Source organism: Thermosipho ferrireducens (assembly GCF_017358165.1).
GTDB classification, from domain to species: Bacteria; Thermotogota; Thermotogae; order Thermotogales; family Fervidobacteriaceae; genus Thermosipho_B; species Thermosipho_B ferrireducens.
The window spans coordinates 1189843-1212472 of record NZ_CP071446.1 but is presented as its reverse complement, the minus strand read 5'-3'; the positions used below and the strand labels follow the sequence as shown (position 1 = coordinate 1212472).

23 protein-coding genes and 1 pseudogene are annotated in these 22630 nt (G+C 36.0%); 17 read left to right on the top strand and 7 right to left on the bottom strand.

Going from position 1 to position 22630, the window contains the following annotated elements; genetic code table 11:
- Positions 1-2 precede the first annotated feature (2 nt).
- From JYK00_RS06030 to kamE, 5 genes are read left to right on the top strand one after another with little or no spacing between them, the layout of a single operon-like run.
- Positions 3-413 (top strand): MaoC family dehydratase, encoded by a 411-nt coding sequence (locus JYK00_RS06030; protein ID WP_207566024.1) that lies wholly within the window; start codon positions 3-5, stop codon positions 411-413.
- 17 nt (positions 414-430) lie between these two features.
- Entirely contained in the window at positions 431-1423 is a 993-nt protein-coding gene (gene kamB / locus JYK00_RS06025; protein WP_207566023.1) for a lysine 5,6-aminomutase reactivase subunit KamB, read from the top strand.
- Positions 1411-2793, top strand: a complete 1383-nt coding sequence (gene kamC, locus JYK00_RS06020) for a lysine 5,6-aminomutase reactivase ATPase KamC (RefSeq protein ID WP_207566022.1) — start codon at positions 1411-1413, stop codon at positions 2791-2793. The genes kamB and kamC overlap by 13 nt, the downstream gene beginning before the upstream one ends.
- Positions 2783-4345: a lysine 5,6-aminomutase subunit alpha gene (kamD, locus tag JYK00_RS06015; protein WP_207566021.1), complete on the top strand. Its 1563-nt coding sequence runs from the start codon at positions 2783-2785 to the stop codon at positions 4343-4345. Before kamC ends, kamD begins: the two co-directional genes overlap by 11 nt.
- Entirely contained in the window at positions 4342-5124 is a 783-nt protein-coding gene (gene kamE / locus JYK00_RS06010; protein ID WP_207566020.1) for a lysine 5,6-aminomutase subunit beta, read from the top strand. Before kamD ends, kamE begins: the two co-directional genes overlap by 4 nt.
- Before the next feature lie 91 nt (positions 5125-5215).
- Here kamE and JYK00_RS06005 read toward each other — a convergent pair whose 3' ends face one another.
- Positions 5216-6379 (bottom strand): MFS transporter, encoded by a 1164-nt coding sequence (locus tag JYK00_RS06005; RefSeq protein WP_207566019.1) that lies wholly within the window; start codon positions 6377-6379, stop codon positions 5216-5218.
- Positions 6380-6723: 344 nt separating this feature from the next.
- Between JYK00_RS06005 and JYK00_RS06000 the strand changes: the two genes are divergently transcribed.
- Genes JYK00_RS06000 through gltA form a run of 12 tightly spaced genes read left to right on the top strand, consistent with a single transcriptional unit; the run spans position 6724 to position 16908 of the window.
- Positions 6724-7605 carry a radical SAM protein gene (locus JYK00_RS06000; protein ID WP_207566018.1) on the top strand — a complete coding sequence of 294 codons (882 nt, stop codon included), beginning with the start codon at positions 6724-6726 and terminating at the stop codon, positions 7603-7605.
- Complete coding sequence (locus JYK00_RS05995) at positions 7593-8348, top strand: radical SAM protein (RefSeq protein WP_207566017.1); 756 nt, start codon at positions 7593-7595, stop codon at positions 8346-8348. The genes JYK00_RS06000 and JYK00_RS05995 overlap by 13 nt, the downstream gene beginning before the upstream one ends.
- A gap of 5 nt (positions 8349-8353) precedes the next feature.
- Entirely contained in the window at positions 8354-8869 is a 516-nt protein-coding gene (locus tag JYK00_RS05990; RefSeq protein ID WP_207566016.1) for a hypothetical protein, read from the top strand.
- A 1-nt stretch (position 8870) separates the two neighbouring features.
- Positions 8871-10622 carry an FG-GAP repeat domain-containing protein gene (locus tag JYK00_RS05985; RefSeq protein ID WP_228288125.1) on the top strand — a complete coding sequence of 584 codons (1752 nt, stop codon included), beginning with the start codon at positions 8871-8873 and terminating at the stop codon, positions 10620-10622.
- A gap of 1 nt (position 10623) precedes the next feature.
- Positions 10624-11019, top strand: a complete 396-nt coding sequence (locus JYK00_RS05980; RefSeq protein WP_207566015.1) for a hypothetical protein — start codon at positions 10624-10626, stop codon at positions 11017-11019.
- Entirely contained in the window at positions 11016-11507 is a 492-nt protein-coding gene (locus JYK00_RS05975) for a prepilin-type N-terminal cleavage/methylation domain-containing protein (protein WP_207566014.1), read from the top strand. The genes JYK00_RS05980 and JYK00_RS05975 overlap by 4 nt, the downstream gene beginning before the upstream one ends.
- Before the next feature lie 5 nt (positions 11508-11512).
- Positions 11513-12484: a pilus assembly FimT family protein gene (locus JYK00_RS05970; protein ID WP_207566013.1), complete on the top strand. Its 972-nt coding sequence runs from the start codon at positions 11513-11515 to the stop codon at positions 12482-12484.
- A gap of 9 nt (positions 12485-12493) precedes the next feature.
- Positions 12494-12907: a hypothetical protein gene (locus JYK00_RS05965; RefSeq protein ID WP_207566012.1), complete on the top strand. Its 414-nt coding sequence runs from the start codon at positions 12494-12496 to the stop codon at positions 12905-12907.
- A gap of 32 nt (positions 12908-12939) precedes the next feature.
- Positions 12940-13881 carry an ROK family protein gene (locus JYK00_RS05960; protein WP_207566011.1) on the top strand — a complete coding sequence of 314 codons (942 nt, stop codon included), beginning with the start codon at positions 12940-12942 and terminating at the stop codon, positions 13879-13881.
- Positions 13850-14698 carry a carbohydrate kinase family protein gene (locus tag JYK00_RS05955; RefSeq protein WP_207566010.1) on the top strand — a complete coding sequence of 283 codons (849 nt, stop codon included), beginning with the start codon at positions 13850-13852 and terminating at the stop codon, positions 14696-14698. The genes JYK00_RS05960 and JYK00_RS05955 overlap by 32 nt, the downstream gene beginning before the upstream one ends.
- 15 nt (positions 14699-14713) lie before the next feature.
- Positions 14714-15547, top strand: a complete 834-nt coding sequence (locus JYK00_RS05950; RefSeq protein WP_207566009.1) for a sulfide/dihydroorotate dehydrogenase-like FAD/NAD-binding protein — start codon at positions 14714-14716, stop codon at positions 15545-15547.
- A complete protein-coding gene (gltA, locus tag JYK00_RS05945) occupies positions 15538-16908 on the top strand; it encodes an NADPH-dependent glutamate synthase (protein ID WP_207566008.1) in 1371 nt (456 codons plus the stop codon). Before JYK00_RS05950 ends, gltA begins: the two co-directional genes overlap by 10 nt.
- 148 nt (positions 16909-17056) lie before the next feature.
- Here gltA and JYK00_RS05940 read toward each other — a convergent pair.
- The 6 genes and pseudogenes from JYK00_RS05940 to JYK00_RS09820 all read right to left on the bottom strand — a co-directional run.
- Positions 17057-17305: pseudogene (locus JYK00_RS05940) on the bottom strand (integrase core domain-containing protein); the annotation flags it as partial.
- A gap of 142 nt (positions 17306-17447) precedes the next feature.
- A complete protein-coding gene (locus JYK00_RS05935; RefSeq protein ID WP_228288124.1) occupies positions 17448-17591 on the bottom strand; it encodes a hypothetical protein in 144 nt (47 codons plus the stop codon).
- Between the two features lie 256 nt (positions 17592-17847).
- Complete coding sequence (locus tag JYK00_RS05930; RefSeq protein ID WP_207566007.1) at positions 17848-19047, bottom strand: MFS transporter; 1200 nt, start codon at positions 19045-19047, stop codon at positions 17848-17850.
- Between the two features lie 28 nt (positions 19048-19075).
- On the bottom strand, positions 19076-21283 hold the full coding sequence (locus JYK00_RS05925; protein WP_207566006.1) for a YcaO-like family protein: 2208 nt from the start codon (positions 21281-21283) through the stop codon (positions 19076-19078).
- 1 nt (position 21284) lies between these two features.
- Positions 21285-22382, bottom strand: coding sequence for a TOMM precursor leader peptide-binding protein (locus JYK00_RS05920; RefSeq protein ID WP_207566005.1), 1098 nt, complete (start codon positions 22380-22382; stop codon positions 21285-21287).
- A gap of 97 nt (positions 22383-22479) precedes the next feature.
- Positions 22480-22611 (bottom strand): hypothetical protein, encoded by a 132-nt coding sequence (locus JYK00_RS09820; RefSeq protein WP_266097011.1) that lies wholly within the window; start codon positions 22609-22611, stop codon positions 22480-22482.
- Positions 22612-22630: the final 19 nt, after the last annotated feature.

The following is a 22630-nucleotide window of genomic DNA, read 5'->3' as shown; positions in this document are numbered from 1 at the left end:
AGATGAAATATGACGATTTAAAAATTGGCCAAACTTACGAAACAACCAGAAAGATAACCTCTGATGATGTAATAACTTTCGCAGAATTAACAGGTGATAAAAATCCTCTACACATCGATGAAGAATACGCCAAAAAAACAACCTTTGGTAAACGAATATCCCATGGAATGTTGGTATTAGGTTTTCTTTCCTCTGTTCTTGGCATGGAGTTTCCAGGTCCAGGTACCATTTACATGTCCCAAAGTGCAAAATTTTTAAAACCTGTTTTTGTTGGAGAAACTATAAAAATTAAATTAGAAGTTATCAAAAAAGATGACAATAAAAAAAGAGCACTTCTTAAAACAACTGTACTTAAAGAAAATGGAGAAATAGCTATAGACGGTGAAGCATTATTATCTCTAAAAAATCTTTAAAAAGTACATGGTGAAAAATGCTGGCAAGTATACTGAAACATAACGTTATCTCGATAGTCGGGCTGGCAAAAAATACAGGAAAAACTGAAACATTCAATTTTTTATTAAAATATTTATCATGTAAAGGAATAAAGTTAGGAATAACATCAATTGGAATAGACGGCGAAGAAAAAGACCAAGTTACATATACTCCTAAGCCAAATATTTATATTCAAAAAAATATATTTTTCGCGACTACTGAAAAATTTTATAGACAAAAAAGTTTTCTTTCAGAAATTTTTCATGTTACTTCAAGAACAACTGCAACTGGAAGAATAGTTGTAGCTAAGGCGCTGGAAAAAGGCAAGATAATACTCGCAGGTCCAACGACAAAAAACTGGCTAAATGAAATTGTAAACACCTTATTTTCTTTTAAATGCGAAAAAATACTCATAGATGGCGCTCTTTCAAGATTAACTTCGGCTTCACCACTTATAAGCGAGGCAGTTGTTCTGGCAACAGGGGCTTCGCTTAGTCTTAATGAAGATGAAATCATAAAAAAGACTCTGCACCTGCTTCATCTAATGTCGTTGCCTGTTACAGAACATTTTAACCTTTTAAAAGATCTTTCAGAAGGAGTGTGGGGGTTAGGAGAAAAAACTATAAAACTGGCAGAAAGTGCTTTGCGTTTTGAACCAACATCTTTAATTGAAAACTTTAAAATAATATATGTTTCAGGAATTTTAACCAACAATTTTATTACTAAACTAATGAAAACAAAAAATGTCAAAGAAGTTGTCATTGAAGATTTTACCAGAATTTTTTGCTCAAGAGAGAAAATTTTAAATTTTGAATCACATGGCAAAACAATAAAAGTACTTAAAAAACCAAATGTGGTAATGATAACTATAAATCCCGTATCTCCATATGGCTATAAAATTGACGATAATTATGTTATCTCAAAACTAAAAGAAAAAACGTCTATTCCTATAATCAACGTTAGAAAGGTTGATCCAGAATGTCAAAATTAGACATTTTTGAAAGTGCAGGCATCGATTTTATAATCAAAAATTTAGACATATCCTCGCCGATTACGCAGAGATACATAAGAAGTAAAAAGTTTAAGAGTGTTATCAAATCCCAAAAAAAAATTCAAAAGCACCTCAATGCTATTTCAAAAGTATTGGATGCAGAAGAAAAATACATCCAGAATATAAAATTGTCTCTATCACATCTTCCAGATATACATACCACTATAGAACGTTTAATAAATAAAAATATATTAGACGAAATTGAATTGTTTGAAATAAAGGTATTTTCTATTTATATTCAAGAAATCACTATCACTCTACGTAGAGCAAAGCTATATCGTACCTTTCCATTCCCTGATCTTGAAAAAGTAATCGAAATATTGGATCCAGAAGGACTTAGAATCCCAACCTTTTATATTTACAGCGCATACTCTAAAGAACTTTTAGAAATTAGAAAGAAGAAAGATATTACCAATGATGAAAAGGAACTTACCGAAATACTTCAACGTGAAAAAGAATTAGAAAGTCAAATATGTCACAAATTGTCCGCCGAGCTTGAAAAATACGCCATTAATCTCTTAAAATCCTACAATTTAGTAATTTTTCTGGATTTAACGATTGCAAAATCATTTCTTACAAAAAAATTAAATCTTACAAAGCCTGAATTTTCAAAAGATAACAGTATTTATCTGGAAAAGTTATTTAATCCTGAAATCTCAGAAAATCTTAAAAAATTAAATCTGAAGTTTCAACCTATAAATATAACATTGAAGCCAGGAGTACAGGCAATAACAGGTGCAAACATGGGTGGAAAAACTGTTTTACTAAAAACAATAGCGTTGTGTCAACTTTTATTCCAAATGGGCTTTTTCGTACCTGCACAAAAAGCTATACTACCTTTATACGACGAAATAACGTTGCTTTCAGGTGACTTCCAGTCCATTTCCTCAGGATTATCGTCTTATGCTTCTGAAATGATAATAATCAACTCAATTTATAAAAAACTAAAAAAAGGTAAAGTAATGTTGGTATTACTCGATGAACCTGCAAGAACTACCAATCCAACAGAGGGAAAAGCAATAGTGAGTGCCCTTCTAAATCTGTTTTCTAAAAACAATTCGTGTACAGTAATTACTACACATTTCGATGGCGCTATTCCAGAAAATGTAAGACATTTAAGAGTAAAAGGATTAAAAGAGTTAAACAAAAAAATTACTTTAAAAACCATACAAAAGTATTTTGATTACAGCATAGAAGAAGTAAACAATAATGAAAATATTCCAAAAGAAGCCATTAAAATTGCCAGAATATTAGGAATAGATAAGGACATAATAAAAGAAGCTGAGGAGGTATTAAGATATGAAAAGTAAATTAGGGCTTGATTTCGAAAAAGTAAAACGTGCCAAAGAACTTGCCAGAAAAATTGCAGTCGGCGTGAACGAATTTGTTATTCCAAGATCAACAGTTTCAATTGAAAGAACTATCTGTAGATTTCTGGGAATAGACGGAGTAAATGAAGAAGGAATACCCTTACCCAACATTGTTGTAGATCATATTAAAGAAGAAGGAGCTCTTGAAAACGGAAGTGCATTTTACATAGGAAATGCAATAATAGAAACAAATCTGACCCCTCAAGAAATAGCTGAAAAAATCGCTGAAAAGAAATTGAACATTGTAAAATTAAAACTTAATTCGCCTGACAAAATAAGAGAAACACTTGAACCTTTCGTTAATACCATGATAAATCGTATTCTAAAAAATAAACAAAAAAGGGCAGAAATGCTTAAAGAAATAGGCGAAGGTTCTCAACCATATCTTTATGTTATAGTAGCTACCGGTAATATATACGAAGACGTTGTTCAGGCTAAAGCCGCTGCACGTCAGGGTGCAGATATTATTGCTGTCATTCGTTCAACCGCCCAAAGTTTACTTGATTATGTGCCTTATGGTCCAACAACGGAAGGTTTTGGTGGAACATACGCTACCCAGGAAAATTTTAAAATAATGCGAAAAGCTTTAGATGAGGTTTCTTATGAAGTTGGAAGATACATAAGACAGGTGAACTACGCTTCCGGGCTATGTATGCCAGAAATTGCAGCCATGGGTGCCATGGAAAGACTTGATGTTATGCTTAATGACGCCCTGTACGGTATACTTTTTAGAGACATAAATATGCAGAGAACAATGATAGATCAATTTTTCTCTCGAGTAATAAATGGTTTTGCTGGCATAATTATAAACACCGGAGAAGATAACTACTTAACTACAGCTGATGCTTATAAAGAAGCTCATACAGTTCTTGCCTCACAACTGATAAATGAACAATTAGCTCTTATGGCTGGCATCCCGGAAGAACAAATGGGACTTGGACACGCTTTTGAAATGGATCCAGACATAGAGAATGGTTTCCTATATGAACTTGCTCAAGCACAAATGGCAAGAGAAATTTTCCCAAAAGCACCTTTAAAATACATGCCGCCAACAAAGTACATGACTGGCAACATTTTCAAAGGACTGGTCCAGGACGCTATGTTCAACGTAATATCCATATGGACAAATCAGGGCATTCAACTCCTCGGAATGCTTACAGAAGCTATTCATACTCCTTTTATGTCTGATAGATACTTAGCTATAGAAACGGCAAAATACATTTTCAACAACATGCGTAATATTGGTGATGAAATAATCTTTAAACCTGGCGGAGTAATTCAAAAGAGAGCTCAACAGGTTTTAAATGAAGCAATAGAACTACTTGAAAAAATGGCCGAAGAAGGATTATTTAAAGCTTTAGAACATGGGGTTTTTGCAAATATAAAGAGAGAGCTTCACGGCGGAAAAGGGCTTGATGGTGTTTTTCTCAAAGGAAAATATTATTTTAACCCGTTTCTGGAAAAAATGCTTGGGGAAGGTGTGGAATTATGAGCGGTTACAACCTTGAGAAAAAGAAATTTGATAAAACGCTGGATTTAAAAAATGTCAAGCCTTATGGAGATACCATGAACGATGGTAAAGTTCAGGTAAGTTTCACGCTCCCAGTTCCCGCAGGAGACGAAGCAATTGAAGCGGCTAAAATTCTTATGAAAAAGATGGGGCTTGAGAATCCCCATGTAGTTTTCTGGAAAGAACTGACAAAAGGATTTACCTTTTTTATAGGATATGGCGACTGTATACATACAGTAAATTACGAAAATATACACATTCCAAAAGTTAATATACAAAAAATGTCAATGGAAGAAATTGACCAACTAATAAAGGAAAAGATAGGAAGAAAGATTGTTGTAGTAGGTGCAACAACTGGAACTGATGCTCATACAGTTGGTTTAGATGCCATATTGAACATGAAAGGATTCGCCGGACATTATGGACTTGAGAGGTATGAAATGTTTGAAGTTCACAATATGGGAAGTCAGGTTTCAAACGAAGATTTTCTCAAAAAAGCGCTGGAAGTAAAAGCAGACGCTTTGCTCGTTTCCCAGACAGTTACTCAAAAAAACGTACATATTGAAAATCTTACAGAACTCGTAGAAATGGTCGAAGCCGAGGGAATTCGGGATAAAGTGATTTTAATTGTTGGTGGTCCAAGAATTACTCATGAACTCGCTCAAGAGTTAGGTTTTGACGCAGGTTTTGGCCCAAACACTTTCGCAGAAGATGTAGGAGCTTTCATTGCCCAGGAATTTTTAAGAAGAAACTTAAAGTAAAACCAAAAGATATTTTCAACTACCAGGAAACAAGCTATTAAAAAGAAAAGCGAGGCCATCCGCCTCGCTTTGTTAATATCTATTTAAATACTTACACCTTTTTCAAAAATATTAATTGAATGGTAAAAACTACAATTGAAAGAATTAATCCTAAAATTCCCAGCCCATATAAACCTCCAAATAAATCCAAAAAGTACCCACCTATTAATGGCCCAAAGCCGAATAACATTCCAATTGTTGCTTCATGAAATCCTCCCTGTTTCCCCTGATCATTTTCCTGAGAATTTAAACCATAAAAAATAGCAAAAGTATACGGTATAGCGTAACACATTCCACCAAAAAATGAAATCAAAACCAGTGTAAAGGCGTTTTGCGATAATAACATTAAAATAGATGTAAGGGGAAGTACCATTAAAAACAACGCGGAGATTTTTGGGTTACCAACCCATATATTTAACTTTCCAAAAACAAGAAAAGTTAAAAAGACCGATATATTAGCGGCCACAATTACAAAACCTGCTATTTTTAATGGTAACCCTGAAATAGATATTACTTTCGGAAAAAGGGACAATATAGCAGTATAAACCAATCCTGAAACAAATAAAGTTACTCTATAAACTTTTCTGTATAATTTTATTTTTGTAAAATCCATGGGAAACCTTTCAAGTTTCAAAGTTTTTGAAGGAACAAAATATAGTTTGTCTCCATGCTTTCTGAAATCTTTCCATACCATAAAACCGGAAAACAAACTGAATACAACACTAAAAAGAAATATAACATACGGCCATTTCACTGTTATATATGGCCCAAACGCCATTCCAAAAATATTTCCAAGACTCCAGGACAGGTTAAACCTCGTAACTGTAACAGAATGATCAATCCCAAATGATTTTTCCCCTTTAGCAATTAATCCTTCCACCTGAGGATAAAAGCTGCCAAAAAACAAATTTACTCCTGAAGCTAATACAAATAAATATATCACTCCAGAAAAACCTTCCATATACATCACAAACACAGAAAATACAAAAATAGATATTGTAAGAAACTTCTTATGACCAAATCTGTCGCCAACATGACCAAATGTTACACTCGCCAGTACATACGTCATGGCTCCCACAAAATTTATCGCGCCTATCGTAACATAATTCAACTTCATTTGTGCAGCAGAAGAATTTATAAAAGAAGAAAAAAGATACGCTATTATAGAGAATATACAGGAATAAATATGATACGAATGAAATTTACCTTTTAACAAGAAGTTCCCTCCTTATAGTAATCAAACAAAAGGTCGTCTTTCTAAAATCTATCACACTTCAAAAAAAAGTGCAATACCTTTTTTAGATTCCCGTTCTTTCTTAACTTTTGCCAATACTTGCTAAATTCAAGATTCTTCGCACTCCGTGCTCAGAATGACAAAAAAAGAATGTCATCCCGAGGAATGTAATGACGAGGGATCTTATTCTTTTCACCAACCTTGCCAATTCTCGCTAATCTCGCTAACCTTGCCAATCCTGCTAACTCTCGCTAATCTCGCCAACTCTCGCCAACTTTTTATAAAATGTTATAATTTTAATGTGAAAATCAGGAGGTGAACAGCGTTTGCTTTTTGAACATCTTGAGAATTGCAGGCTCTGTCCAATAAAATGCGGTGTTAATAGAAAAAAAAGCGCTGGTGTTTGCGGAGTAGGATACAATCCAAAAGTTTCTAACATCGTAATACACAAAGGAGAAGAACCACCAATTTCTGGAAAAAACGGTGCAGGAGCAGTTTTTTTCTCCGGCTGTCCAATGAAATGCATTTACTGTCAAAATATGGGATTTTCACAGAAAGGTGTTGGAAAGGAGATCAATGTTGAAAGACTCGCTTGCGCGTTTCTAAAACTTCAGGAAGCTGGAGCCCACACACTTGATCTTGTTACACCCACACCACATCTCCCCTGGATTATTGAAGCCATAAAAATAGCTAAAGGAAAAGGTTTCAGGTTGCCAGTGGTTTATAATACCTCAAGCTATGAAAATACTGAAATAATTTCCAAACTTGATGGCATTGTTGATATATATTTGGCAGATATTAGATACACAAATTCTATATACGGTGAAAAGTATTCAAAAGTAAAAAATTACTGGGAAATTGCTCAACGTGCAATAACAGAAATGTATTTCCAGGTCGGAGCTTATAACGAGAAACAAAGGCGTGGTTTAATAGTTAGAATACTCGTATTGCCAAATAAAATTTCAGGCCATGAAAAAGCACTTAGATTTATAGCCAGACTTGATAGCAATGTCCCGGTTGCTCTTATGTCACAATACATGCCCGTATTTCATGCAAAAAACGATGAGTTTATTGGAAGAAAACTCTCAAAGGGTGAATATGAAGAAGCAATAGAAATAATGGAGTTCCTGGGACTAAACGGATGGATACAGACGGAAAAAATAGAGCGAGTAACAACAAAGGCGGTGAACTGGGAATGCTCACTATAAATCCTTCTAAAACCCTGCCAATAAGTGTTACAAAATATTGTGCTCTAAACTGTAAGCACTGTGGAGGAGTTTATATAAAAAGAATGATTCATATTTCGGAGATGGAAAAGTATGTAAAAAGGTATAAATCATTTTTAATTAGTGGTGGAATGGGAAAAGAAGGAATAATTCCGTTTAAAAATTATATAGAATTTTTAACACGTTTAAAACTTAAACATGATTTATTGTATAATTTTCATATAGGTTTCCCGGAAACTCCGCCATATGAAATTGAAGAAATAGCTGATGTTGTGAGCTTTGACTTTTTCTCTGATCCTGAAATACTAAACGAAATCTACGGAATCAAAAGAACACCAGAACATATAATTAAAGTTGTTTCCTCACTAAAAACAAAAAAGGTTCCACATATAACAATCGGTGTTTTATGCGGAAATATAACCCATGAATTTAATAGTATAGAGCTGTTATCAAAATATTTTGATACAATTGTTTTAAATATATTCATACCAACCAAACGCACTTTATATGAAAATTGCAACCCTCCAGAGATTGAAATTGTAGCCCAGGTATTCAAAGAAGCTAAAAAGAAATTCAAAACAGTTATACTTGGGTGTATGCATCCTCACGGAACATACAGAGAAAAACTTTTAGAACTTATAAAAGAAGATCTCAGCATTTTTGTGAACTCTTCAGAAAAAAAACCCGATTTCAAAGGATGTTGTGCACTTTACAAAAAGAGGTGAATATTATGAAAAAAATTTTTTTGACACTGGCAATAGGACTTGGAATCATACTCGTTGGTATTATCATTTTCTATATAAGCTCAAAAAATGAACCTACTTTTTCAAAAGAAATCCAGGAAAATCTTCAAAAAAATGTACAGCTTCAAGGAAAAGATTCTCAAATATCACAGTCAGAAAATGTACAATCTGAGATTTCAGAGGTTTCTACTAATACTCAGGAAACTACCACACAAAATTTATCAACCTCTTATAAAAAAGGTGTTGTTTACAAAATTCGCCCAACCCCTGAAAAATTTGAAACTGATCTGGCAGCCAGAAGATACGAAGAATTATTGAACAATTATTTGAATAATTATAATCAGCATAATGATAACGGAAGTTTTAAAGAAATTGCACTTGATGAAAGACTGATTGTAAATTTATTTATCAATTATTTCAAGAAAAAGAATGGAAGAACTCCTACAAGTGACGAGATTCAAAAAGAAATAGAAAAATGGCAAGCTGTGATAGGGGGCTCATAATATGAATAAAAAAAATATTTTTTTAACAATTTTAATGATGCTTTTCCTTGTAATCACACTAACTTCTGGAAAAACTATTTATACTTTTTCAGCCACATATCCTACTCTTCCCATTGATCAGCAACATCCAGAAAAATCCTGGGGGTTTGTCTACACCAAAAATATTGTCACACGCGTTGTAAATAACAAGGTATATCTTCTTCAAAAGTTTGATGTAGAAACAATAAATGCCGAATCAAGTTCTGGAGCTTTTAAAGATGTTTCACAAACTTATGGAGTAGATTACAATAACGACGGTTTGGCAGATATAATTTCTGTTACTTACGATGGAAAGCTAATTATAAAAGAAAATAAAGGTGTCGATAAAGATGGAAAAATTACATTCAAAGATAAAAAGACATTTGATTTAACAAGTGTAAATTTTTTTGCAGTAGGTGATGGAACTTTTATCGTTGACGACTTTGACAACGATGGAAAACTCGATATGTTTTTGTACAATTCTTTAAAAACAGGAGTTTATGTTGACGATGTAATAAACGTGAACAAAAATAAAGTAAAAACAAGCTTTATATGGGTTGATTTTGACTTTATCACATACTGGACAGTAACGGCCATGGCAGTTTACGATTATAATGGCGATAATTACGACGACATAATCTATTCTGACCGTGCTGGAAGAGTATGGGTATGGTTAAATAACCCAACTCAAGGAAAAAATCGATTTTTTTATACCACTGTAAAACTGCTATTTGAAGATATTGATATAAGTTATAAAAATGATCCTGAGGGATTTTCCTATTCAGGAGGTGCGGTGCTTGATGTTGCAGACTTAAATAATGATGGAATAGTCGATATTGTGGCTGGCCATACTAATAAACGGGGAGTATTTATATACTTTGGTAAATTGGTCAACGGAACTTTAACATTTGATCCATCTGAAAAGGTTGCAATTGTAAAGATTGATGGAACTCTGAACAGCGATATTGTAACTGGAGATGATCCTGGTAGCTTACCTTCTTTTGCACCAACAATTATTAAAATCGCTGATATTGATCAAGATGGACTAAAAGATGTTTTTGTAGCCACCGATGCCTGGAGACAGGATAAAGACTTTGGTGGAACTGTGTACGTTTTTAAAGGCACGGAAATTACACAGGATGATATTCCAAAATTCGAAAGTATCGAGCTTGTCCATGGGAGTTACGAGTGGGAGAATAATCCTCCATACGATTTTGATGCAGGTACCCTTGCAGATTTAGATGGAAACGGTATGCCTGATCTTATAGCTGCAGATGGAAATCATAGTGGAAGTTTTTATATGATAAAAACCGAAACGTACAACACCTACGTTTTAGAAAACGGTGTTATGGTCTCAGCGCCATTACCAGAGTTAGTTGGGATACCTCTATCCGAATTAAAAGATAATTTTATAAAATCTTTTAAAATCACTTTTAAAGTCGCAAACAAAGAAGGAGGCACAATAAGAGTAAGATACTCTGAAACTGGGATTAAAGATCCTCAAAGTTTAGACCCAGAAGATTATCCAATACTATTTGAAATTCAAGAAGTGGGTGTTGAGAAGTCAGAAACAATTCAACTATCAAAGCCAAGACCTGATCCACAACTTATTATAGAATTAATCCCACAGGACCAAAACAACTCTCCACATATTGAATGGTACAAAATAGAGGTGGAAACGGCTTCTGCACAGGTCTCAGAACGCAGTATTTACTGGTACTCAGGGGGAGATTAATTTGAAAAGTGGTTCGTTATTAGTTGAAGCATTAATTGCCATTTTGATTATAAGTTTTTCCTTTGGAATAGCTTTCCTGCCTTCTTACTTTTTATTAAAAAAATCAAAAGAAGATTCCATATTACTTAATTTCACCGATCTACTTCTAAACAAAGCAGAGGAAATAATGACGTACAATGTTTCTGATTTACCCGCAAGCTCTACTGAAGTTGTCTTTTATAATGATCAAAATTACATACTAAGTTACCAGAAAATAGTGGATACAAATTACGATCTTTACACAAATGGATTACCAAATAGCGCTATTCCCAAATCCACTATCACAAGAATCTTAATAACCATACGCTCAGAAGATGGAAAATACAAAATAGAAACAGAGGTGATTCCTGAACAGTGAGCAAATTAAAAGGTTTTACTCTTATTGAAATACTTATAGTATTGGTGATAATTTCAATTATATCGGGAATTTTCTTTCTAAATGCCAACGAAATATTTGTCCGTCTATCATCAGAAGCAAAGCTTATAAATTTACAGGAAAATATATACTTTCTTCTTTCTTTAGCAAGAAAAGAAAGCGTAGATACTCAGCCAATAAAAATTGAATATAAAAATCATAAGATTCGTGTATTCAAAGACACTAACCTTGATGGTATACCAGATAGCTCTATAATAACGGAAATAAAAGTACCAGATAACATAGAAATAATTTTTAATGGAATTTCTGTAACAGAAATAAATGACATGTACGCAATAGATGGTATTTTCACAAAATACATTGGAAATTACAAGTTTGATTTAAGTTACCAAAACTGTGAGTTTAAAGTAAAAGATAGTAGAAGTCAAAAAATAATAAAAATAATAAACAGTCTTCCTGTTACGGAGTGATATGTATGTCAACAAATGAAGGTTATACTTTTGTAGAATTTTTGATTGTTCTTATGATAATATCCATTTTTGGTTTAATATTAACAAGTTCTATAAACAACACACTTAAAAGCTATGAAATTTCGAAAACAAATCTACGAAGATTGTATTCTGAGAATAATATAAATTTTCTATTTGATACTCTGGAAAAAGAACTCAGATGGGTTGGAAGCGGAGGTGTGTTGCTCGAAAACTTAACAAATGCGCAGGAAATAACTGATCACACTGGTTGGATAGCGTCAAGCATCGATTATGATCCCGCGTCAAAAACGTTATACGTAAGCTACTTAATAGCTCAGGATATCATTTTACAACGTTCTGCCAATAAATACTATCCTCTTTATGATACTATAATAGATGGACCGAAAACAACTGATTTTTATGGATATGCTATTACTATGACAAAGTACGATAGCAATGCGCCGGGTTTTAGCACAAAATGGAAAGGAATAACAGCAATTTTAGACGAAAACGGTGTTCCGATTAGTACAGTAACACATGTAGGAGAGGCAAGCAGTCTTACAATTGGGGAATTTTCTGGAAACGATAAATATGCAATTTTAATAAAAAACCCCGGTCCTTATATTCTGAAAATCCTGAATCAGGAATACTACTTTGAACTATTTAGACAAACAAGAATTACATATATTCCTGGAAGCAGTAAAGTGATATTTGAGCGATATATACCGACTTTAAACAGTTCCATAACTACTGATCTGTTAGATAACGTTGAAAATTTTCAGATATATCTTTTATACCAGGATTCTGGACTTAAAGAAATAGAAATCGGTGAAGCAAAAACTAATCCACCACCTGGTTTTAGCCCACAAAAAGTTAGAGCATTAAAATTTAAAATAATATGGGAATCTCCATGGAAACAGGCTGGAAAATCATTTCAAATACTTAAAGAAAAAGTGTTTGTGCTCCCAAATTTTTGAGGTGATAACGTGAAAAATGGTATCATAAGTCTTGCATTAGCATTGGCACTTTTAAGTATTTCTATAATATTTGCTACTCTTCTTGGTACAATCTTAAGGGAAAGTATAAACATATCTCAAAGTATAAATAACAATATAGACTCATACTTACAGAGAATTGAAATATATTCTGTATCCAATATATGGAAAAAAATATTAACAGATAACGCTGGACTATGGGATGAAATACATTCCGATGATTCAGGAACAACGACTACTATAACAGCCACTTTCAATGCCACCATAACATTAAATGAGACAGTTAATCGCGTTTACAGAATAGATTCTATTTCTTTAGAATATAATAAACAGGAAGGTATAATAACCGTTAAAATAGAAGCAAGTCCAACAAAAATTGGTGCAATAGTTAATTATGGATATTAAAAGATAACCTACACAAAGGAGGGAATGAATTAGTGAACATTGTAGGAGTAGACCTCGGGGGAACTTTTGTAAAGGTAGGCCTGGTGGACTCATTAAATGGAAAGATTAAACGGAAAACTGAAATAGAAACTCAGGTTACTTCTGGTAAAGACAGCGTTCTAAAACGAATAGCAGAAGCTATACAAAAAATTACAGCAGGAGAAAATTATATCGCTGTTGGTATAGGTTCACCAGGATCAATTGACAAAAAGCGTGGAATAGTAAGGTTTTCTCCAAACTTTCCAGATTGGAATAACTATCCTCTTGGCCCGGAGCTTTCCAGGATTCTGAATAAAAGTGTGTTTATAGAAAACGATGCGAATTCATTCGTTTTAGGAGAAAAATGGTTTGGCGCTGGCCAGGGTTACGAACATATAGTAGCCCTTACACTTGGAACGGGAGTAGGTGGCGGTGTAATTTCACACAACATTTTAATAACTGGTTCAAATGGAATAGGCGGAGAACTTGGACACGTAATAATTAATCCTCAAGGTCCACTATGTGGTTGTGGTAATCACGGATGTTTGGAAGCATACGCTTCTGCTACTGGCATAATACGAATGGCAAAAGAAAAAAGAAAAAAATTTCCCGATTCAGAGATATTCAAAGCAAATGAAATTACCGCAAAATCTGTCTTTGACGCAGCAAAAAACGGTGATAGACTTGCAAACAAAATAATAAATGAAGTAGTAGAAGCTTTAGCCATAGGGATTACCGGTTTCATTCACACGTTTAACCCATCTGTAATTATAATAGGAGGCGGTATATCAAGAGCTGGTGATATTTTATTTAAACCACTGAGAGAAAGAGTGGAAGAACTGGTCATGCCATCATTCAAAAACTCATACAAAATTTTGCAAAGTCCTCTTGTAGAAAACGCTGGTATATTGGGGGCAGCTTCAATTGTATTACAGAGAATCGGAAAAAGAGATTGACGTTTTTTGTGTTGGAAAAACTAACTTAGACATATATTATTATGTAGAAAAAATAACTCAAGAAGCCAATCATGTGGCTAAAGAGTTTACAGTATCACCCGGTGGTAAAGCAACAAACGTTGCTATACTTTTATCAAAATTAGGTATTAATGTAGCATTAGTTTCAGCTCTGGGTAACGATACATTTGGAAAAAAAGTATCGCAATTACTTTCAAAAGAAAATTTAAAATATATTCCAAAATTAAAAGATGCACCAACAGCCCTGACAAGCATTATAATAGAAAAAGATGGAAAAAATACCATGTTTCACAATCTTGGAGCAAATGCATGCCTGACTCCAGATGATATACCGCCATTAAATAAATATACTTACGTTCAAACTGGCATACCTGTAAAAACAATAATTTCGGTTATTCAAACCGCTCCAAAAGTGTTCGTTGAACTCTCAGAACCATCTCAATTTGAAAAGCTTAAAAATTACCTCTGGAAAGTTGACTGCGTTTCATTAAATGAAGAAGAAATAAACAGCATTTTTAAACACAATAATATAGATAGAAATATCAATTCATTCCTGAAATACACCCCCAGAGTACTTCTAAAGATGGGAGAAAAAGGGATACTTTTCAAAGAAAAAAATGGAACTTGTGTCAACCAACCTGCAATAAAAACAAATATTGTAAACACAACAGGAGCAGGAGATGCTGTATCTGCTGGATACATATATGGAGTTATAAAAGGGTGGGATATAAATGAAACTTTGAAATTTTGCGTAAAATTGGCTTCAAAAGTACTCAAAAGTAAATCATCCACTTATTAGAACAGGGGGGATAGCATGAATGAAATACTTGAGAAAAAGAAATTAGCATACGGTGTCCATTTGTTCTGGATAAAGAACGAGCTAATTGCGAAAAAAGCAAAACCTGGACAATTTGTAATATTTAGAACACATGATTCAGGAGAAAGGATACCAATAACCATCGCAGGAGTGAATAACAACAAGTTCAGAGTTATAGTAAAAGCAGTTGGGAAAAGCACATATGAACTTTGCAAACTTCAACCTGGAGATAAAATAGCAGATATTTCTGGCCCGTTAGGTATGCCCAGCGAAATAAAATTTTATGGAAAAGTGTTAGTCGTGGGTGGGGGAGTCGGTATCGCAACAATAATACCCATTGTACAGGCGTTGATTTCCAGCGGTAACGACGTAGATGTTATATTAGCATCGAGAAGTCGAGAATTTTTCTTTCTAACAGATGAATTTGAAAATGCAAAAAATGTTTATTATGTTACAGACGACGGAAGTTTTGGCGATAAAGGCTTTGCACATGAAAAAATGGATAAATTACTAAAAGAAAAACAATATGATATAGCCTGGGCAATTGGACCTGCTTTAATGATGAAAGCCTGTTCTGAGGTTGCAAAAAAGAATAACCTCAAAATATGGGTATCTTTAAATGCAATAATGGTAGATGGAACAGGTATGTGTGGCGGATGCAGAGTGTTAATCAATAATGAGATGAAATACACATGCGTTGATGGCCCCGAATTTGACGGTAGATTAGTTAACTGGGACAGTTTTATGATAAGATTATCTCAATACAGGGAAGAAGAAAAGTTAGCCCTGGAAAGATACCTTGAAAAGGTTGGTGAACCAACATGGCTGTAAAAGATAGAATTCCTCCAGTTGAAAGAAAACCAGAAGAAAGGGCAAAAGATTTTGAAGAGGTTTCGTTAGGTTATACAGAAGAACTGGCAATTTTAGAGGCCAAAAGATGCCTTCAATGTAAAGTTCCAACATGCGTTTCTGGATGTCCAGTAGGAATCGATATTCCTGGGTTTATAAAAGAAATTTCAAAAAGAAATTTTGAAAAATCATACAGAATTTTAAAAAGCTATAATTCTTTACCTGCCGTATGTGGACGAGTTTGTCCCCAGGAAGTTCAGTGTGAAGGTGTATGCGTTTTAAACAAAGCAGGAAAACCTATTTCAATAGGCAATTTAGAGCGTTTCGTAGCAGATTGGGCTATGCAAAATAATTTAGAAGATAAAATTACAATCGAAAGAAAAATAAACAAAAAAATTGCCGTCATTGGATCAGGCCCCGCAGGTCTAACAAACGCTGCAGAAATGGCAAAAAGAGGTTATGTCGTTGATTTATACGAAGTATTTCATACTCCTGGTGGAGTGTTAGTTTATGGAATTCCAGAATTTCGTTTACCCAAAGCTATTGTAAACAAAGAAGTTGCCTTTCTTGAAAAGCTTGGAGTAAATATAAAACTTGATATTCCAGTCGGATTCGCTGTTCATCCAATGGAACTTCTTGAAACTTACGATGCTATTTTCATAGGAGTTGGTGCTGGAACTCCAAAATTTATGGGAATAGATGGCACAGAACTAAATGGAGTATACTCTGCAAACGAATTTTTAACGCGAATCAACCTTATGAAAGCCTATAAGTTTCCAGAAGCAGATACTCCGGTAAAATTCGCCAAAAACGTAGTAGTAATAGGTGGTGGCAACACAGCAATGGATGCTGCAAGAAGTGCTTTAAGACTGGGTGCAAACGTCACTGTTGTTTATAGAAGAAGTAAGGTTGAAATGCCTGCAAGAAAAGCCGAAATTGAACATGCTAAAGAAGAAGGAATAAAATTTCAGACATTAACTCAACCTGTAAGATATATTGGCAACAATGGAAGATTAGTAGCAATCGAATGCATAAAAATGAAACTTGGAGAACCAGATAGTAGTGGTAGAAGAAGACCTATCCCAATAGAAGGAAGTAATTTCGTGATAAAGGCAGATATGGCAATCGAGGCTATTGGAACTCAGGCAAATAAACTGCTTCTTTCACAATTTGAAGGTCTGGAATTAAACAAATGGGGCTACATAAAAGCAGATGATTATGGTAAAACAAGTCTTCCAAAAGTATTTGCAGGGGGAGATATAGTAACAGGTTCTGCTACTGTAATTCTTGCAATGGGTGCAGGAAAAAAAGCTGCAAATGCTATGGAAAAATTTCTATACTAATTATTAAACAAAGAACTAACACACTTTTAACTAAACTCAATTGAATTCAAATTTCCAATTTACGTATTGAAAATGTATATTTATATTAATGTGCAAATGAACCTTTGAGCAAAATTATGTAATGCTCCCCGAAAAACCGGACAAAAAATTAAGCAATTTTGTATAGACTCATACTTTCTTTGAATTCCTCCTTTGGACTTTTGTATCCTAAAGCACTATGGGGATATTCTTCGTTATAGAACTTTTCAAACGCCCTGGTTTTCTCATACAACTCTTTGTAACCTGGATTATCTAATACCCATGCTACTTCTTCTTTGTATGTCCTGAAATATCTTTCCGTATTGGCATTTCCTTTTGGATTGTTGTAGCTTGTAAATATCTGTTTTATTCCAAGTACGGGATACAGGCTATTTTTACAGCATTTTCTTGACAGAACCAAGCAAAGGAAGCGGTATTGTCAAGCCAGTAGTAACAATAAGCAAAAAAAAGCAAAAACCAAATATAAAGTATGCTCCTTAAGAAGTTTTAAAATTTGTTTATTAATGAAGCTTCTCATATTCTTCTACCATCCTTAAAACTTCACTTGTGTAAATTGAGTCAATAGGAACCCGTGGATTAAGCTCATAGTTAGCCAGTTCCCATAAAATTGTAAGAACACTGTTAATAAATATATCACAAACCAAACGATCTGCCCTCGCCTCAAAATAGTTTTTTCTTTATGTAAGGCAACTCCAATGTACCAAGCACATCTATAATTTGTGTAATAGAATATCCATTTAAAACCATTGTTATGACAAATTGTGTTTATTCAGATGTATTCCATTTCAAACGCTCAAGAAGAATAGGTAGAACATTGAGATTCGATATACCGGTTGAGTTGAGCGTGCGTGTGTAATAACTGTTCCTTCTCCATTCTTCCATTTACAGACACATCTTTTATTATACCATCTTAGGCACAGCCAAGACAGCTACTATAAGCAAAGCAATACTGGCAATTATGAATAAATCTCGTATTGAAAAAATATTTACCATTGCAGCAGTTAGAAATGACGCTACTGGCACAGCAAGCGTAGCTGTGCTTTGCTGCAGTGCGAATACACGTCCCTGATATTCCAGTGATACTGTCTTCTGCAGGTGAGTAAACGTGGTAGTAAAAACTAGGGGAACACCTAAGCCTGCAAGGAAATAAAAACCAAGCGACAAAAAAGGTATCTGTGAGAGAGCTAACCCCATGACGCCAGTTGCCATTACCCCCAAACCGATTCCGATAGACATGGAAAGAGAAATGCGGGAAGCTAGCATACTGATAAGGATGTTACCCAATAACATACCCAAACCTTCGGCACCATAAAGCATTCCAAGTAGAAAGGAGCCACTTTCAAGCACCTTGGTTGCATAAGCCGGGAGCAACGCGTTTACTGGAGATACCGCCAGATTAAGACCTGTAATGGTTAACAGTAAAGTCAGAATATCACGCCGACTCGTTACGTAGCGTATCCCACCTAACACATCTGTCAAGATACCTGACACTCCTTTGCCCTTTCCTGACTGTGATTGCCTTAAACTTGGAGCAAACTCAACTAAGAATATCATTCCAGCTGCAAAGAGGAAAGTAGCAGCATCTAATGCTAGTGCTACTTGAGGTCCTATTGCTCCCACGATCACACCACCTGCAATAGCACCAAAAATGGACGTGAGTTGTTGAGTACCCAAGAGCAAAGAATTAGCTGATGCCAAAACGTCCGTAGAAACAAGTGTTGGAATTAAAATACGAATGAGCGGACGATAGATTAGTTCAAATACACCAAGTACGAAGGCTAATATGTACAGGTGCCAAATCGCAAGGAGACCACTCTGTTCTGCAATTAGGACAAGGAACAGAATAATTGCCCGTATCAGATCACTACCAATCATGAGGCGACGTTTCGGGAGGCGATCTATCATCACCCCAACGAAGGGACCAAAAAGTACCATAGGCAATGTTTGCAGGGCAATTATAATTGCTGGAGCACCTATTGATCCCCTTGTTACAGCAATCCACATAAAAGCAACAAGGAATAGTGCATCTCCCAAATAAGAGACCATCACTCCTGTCCAAAGGCGCAGCAAATTCTTGTTAAGATACCATTTTTTATCCACAATTAATATACCTCCTTCTTATCGATGCTTAACCAAGAGGTTGCGGGTAGACATTCCAACTTGATGCGCACGGCCAACCTACGGTCTTTGCCATTTGTTTAAACCTCTTGCCTCCCAGATGTCGTGCTCGATAACAAACGTCTAAAGGTTGCATACCAGGGACCAGTACTCGCACCACATGTAACCCAACATAGCGGACATCCTTAGTCGTTATATCGACTACTATGGGTTGCAAGCCCAATGCGCTTAATTCGTTAACCAGCTTATTCAATGTTAAATCATCTCTATCTTTCGGTGGTGGAGGAGGAGTATGTGATTCAAGCAAAAATTCGTATCCAGACTCCATTTCTGGTAATGTGTAAAGCAAAGCAGAATCAACAGCGTGTTCTATGCGCTCAAAGTTACGGTAGGTTTCTGGGGATCTATGCCTTAGTAAGATTTGCAACGAACGGCGCACCATGAGGGCTTCTAGCGTTGCCTTTTTTGCCGCTTGACTCCTAGTAGATGAAGCAGCAACACCAAAGGCTGCGGCTGGAAGTCTCCCTCTAAGATCACGAATACAAGCGCAAACAACTTCTACTTGGACATCTGTAGGTAGTAACCATAACCGCAGTTCCAATTCCAAATCGTTTATCTTTGTTAATATCTGAGTTAGTTCTTCTGGTAAAATATCGCAACTTAAAGGAGGACATTGCATTTTATTTAACCAAGCGATCATAAAAGCATCTCGCTCAATAACTTCCAAGAGTGCGTTCAAAGTCGCTTCTTCGAAAGAACGCCCGGCTGCTAGGCCAGTAGAAAGTAAATTGTCAAGTTCTGGTTCACCAACTGCTCGCGCATATCCTATGTAAACAAACTGGGCCGGTACTAATACTGGTTCCCCTGTAAGTAGAAACTTTCCCTGCACCCAAGTTATTGATCCAACGTCATTTGGATGGCGAAATGGGAAATCTGGCATTTGGTATTGCTCATCTGTGAACAGTGCAATTAGACGAGGGTTAAGTGCTAGAATTCCCAATTTTGTGTAACGTTCAGATTGCAAGTAATCTGGTTTGAAGCAAAGTCCGCAGTATCTTTCTAATGCTTCAGCGACGGCTCTCATTTTTGCATCCTCTTTGGTTATGCTCAATGCGCCGCCAATGACTATTGCATCTTTCGCTGGAGAAAAAGCATGCGCTGCTGGTCCTAAGGCGACAAAGAATGGTAGCGGAGGATCCTTACTTGATCTATCAACTGATTTTAACTCACAGATCAGTCCTAACTTGAGCGCTTGCTGCCATACAAATGATTTTCTTTTTGAAAGTGGCAAATGGCAGTGTTGACAAGAAAACATAGGCAAGATAAGGTACTTATGTTCTTTGTTTGACCAAGTATCCTGTCGATAAATAGTAAGAGGTTGGGGTAGTTTGTTGGACGACTCTCCTTCAATTCCAACTTTCGTGTTTATTACACACTCTGCCTTGCCATTTTGTTGTAATCGGTTTAGAAGCCGTAATACTAAATCCACGAGCACGAAATGAGCTCGTTGATCATGCTGATAAGTAATTACTGGAACACCAGTCCAGCCAGCTTTCTCGAGTGCATAAAACAAAATATTCCAATACTTCTCCTCTTTTACCATCGATTGGCAGCGACTTAGTACACAATTAAGACAACCGCTCCCCGGTAGAAAAGTTGCAGCAAGGGCGGTTCCTCCATACAAGAACCCAGCAATCCAAGGTATTTTCCATTGCCGTGCTAATTTTTCTGCTAACTTGAAAGGAGCAAGACAAGGACCGTCAGCTAATGCGACAATAACACTTGTGTGTTTTCGAAGTGAGTTAATCTGATCTAATGAACTCTCTGGGCCCACCAATTGGGTTATAGGCAACTTGCTAATAAATGTTGTAGCACACAGTCCTGTACCGACCACTACAATGGAGGACAAACAAATATGCTGCGGAATTTCTAGTTGCAGTGGTTGCTGGTATTGTTGTACATCATTACCTTTATATATCACACCAAGTTCATTCAGTTTATTGTATATATCTAAAACAGCACGCTCGGGTATACCAACCAACGATGCGATTTGTTGAATGGAGTGAGTTCCGTCGAAAAGCTTAAGAACACTTACTACTTGGTCTACCCTAGTTGCAGGCACCTTAAGTGATAAAATTCGGTCTATACCCCAGAGCAGACAACCTTCGGGGCTATGCAAGATAGCAAAGGAGTCGAGAGCAGGTAACAGGTTACTCATATCACTTCATCCTCGAGCATACCGAGCATGATGGCATACGATCGAGTTTATCAATCCGGCATGTAAGATCATTCATATTTATCGTTACGATCTTGCCGAGAGTAGCTACTGGGGCAAAACCTCCTAAGAACTTGAGAGCTTCTAAAGCTGTGAATGATCCTGCTAACGCTGGAATACTTACAAATGAAGGTGCTGTCCGTGTTCTAGCGAACACTTGTGATAGTTCTTCATAATACTGATGTGTCTTGCGCATCATCTCTTCGAAACAAGCCCAGCACGCGGTCTGACCTGGTATCACTAATGGTCCGACACGCAATGCTCCAACCATGAGATAAGGAACACCACAACGTGCTGATGCTAAATTCACAGCTCGCCGCAGTTCTAGGGGAGGGATATCTCCTGAACATATGAGTAAGTCGACATCGCGCATATAGCTTTCAATTTCGTTTGGAGAGTATACCATTTTAGGAACCATTTCGAGTTGAACTAAGGGGTTGAATTTCTGCAATCGTATGCACGCTGCCTCTGTTTTTAATTGCCCTATATCATCTTCAGTGTAAAGGATCTGCCGGTTCAAGTTACTACGTTCGACACGGTCTCCATCTATGCAACGTAAGAAACCTACTCCCACGGCAACTAGATTGTAAGCAATAAAGCTACCTACACCACCAAGTCCAATTAAAGTAACCCTGGCTTGTTTCAAAGCTACTTGGTATGAATAACGATTTCTGTCTGGTGTTTCATAGCGAGCCAGAAAGTCAATTTGTCGTGCATATCGCTCAAGATCTTGCGCATCCAAAGCGTCAGGAAGTGGTGCACCAGTGTCAATTACCAGCTTTTTCTCAAAGAGAGCAATGATAGCCTTCTGGATGCTTTCTGACGTAAAGTTTGGGTACAAACGCGAGTATTCAGTGATGATCTCGTCTACTGTGTGTTTGCCATCGAGCAATTGTATCAATGCCATCCGCTTACCTTCTGGATCAGCTAGTGAGATTGGAGCACGACCAAATTCGAAGAATATAACCTTCCCATCAGGTCTTGGAAAACATTGAATCCCGGGACGCAGCGTTGGTCGACAAGATTTATTAAGAACTATCATCGAAAATAATCCTCCTTTCTACCTGTGCAAAATAGAGATATCAATTAACAGAACTAGGACCCAGTGGGTCTCCACTAGGTCCTAATATCCCACACTTCTAATACTCATACGTGCAGAGAAGGACAACGGAAGGCATGTCACGAGTTTCCAGCTCTTCTACTTCAAGTATAAACTCTAGCTCCTCAGACTGTGATTCTTGAGGCACGTTATTCTTGATTTTCTCATCCATGCTGTTCACCTCCTTTCCA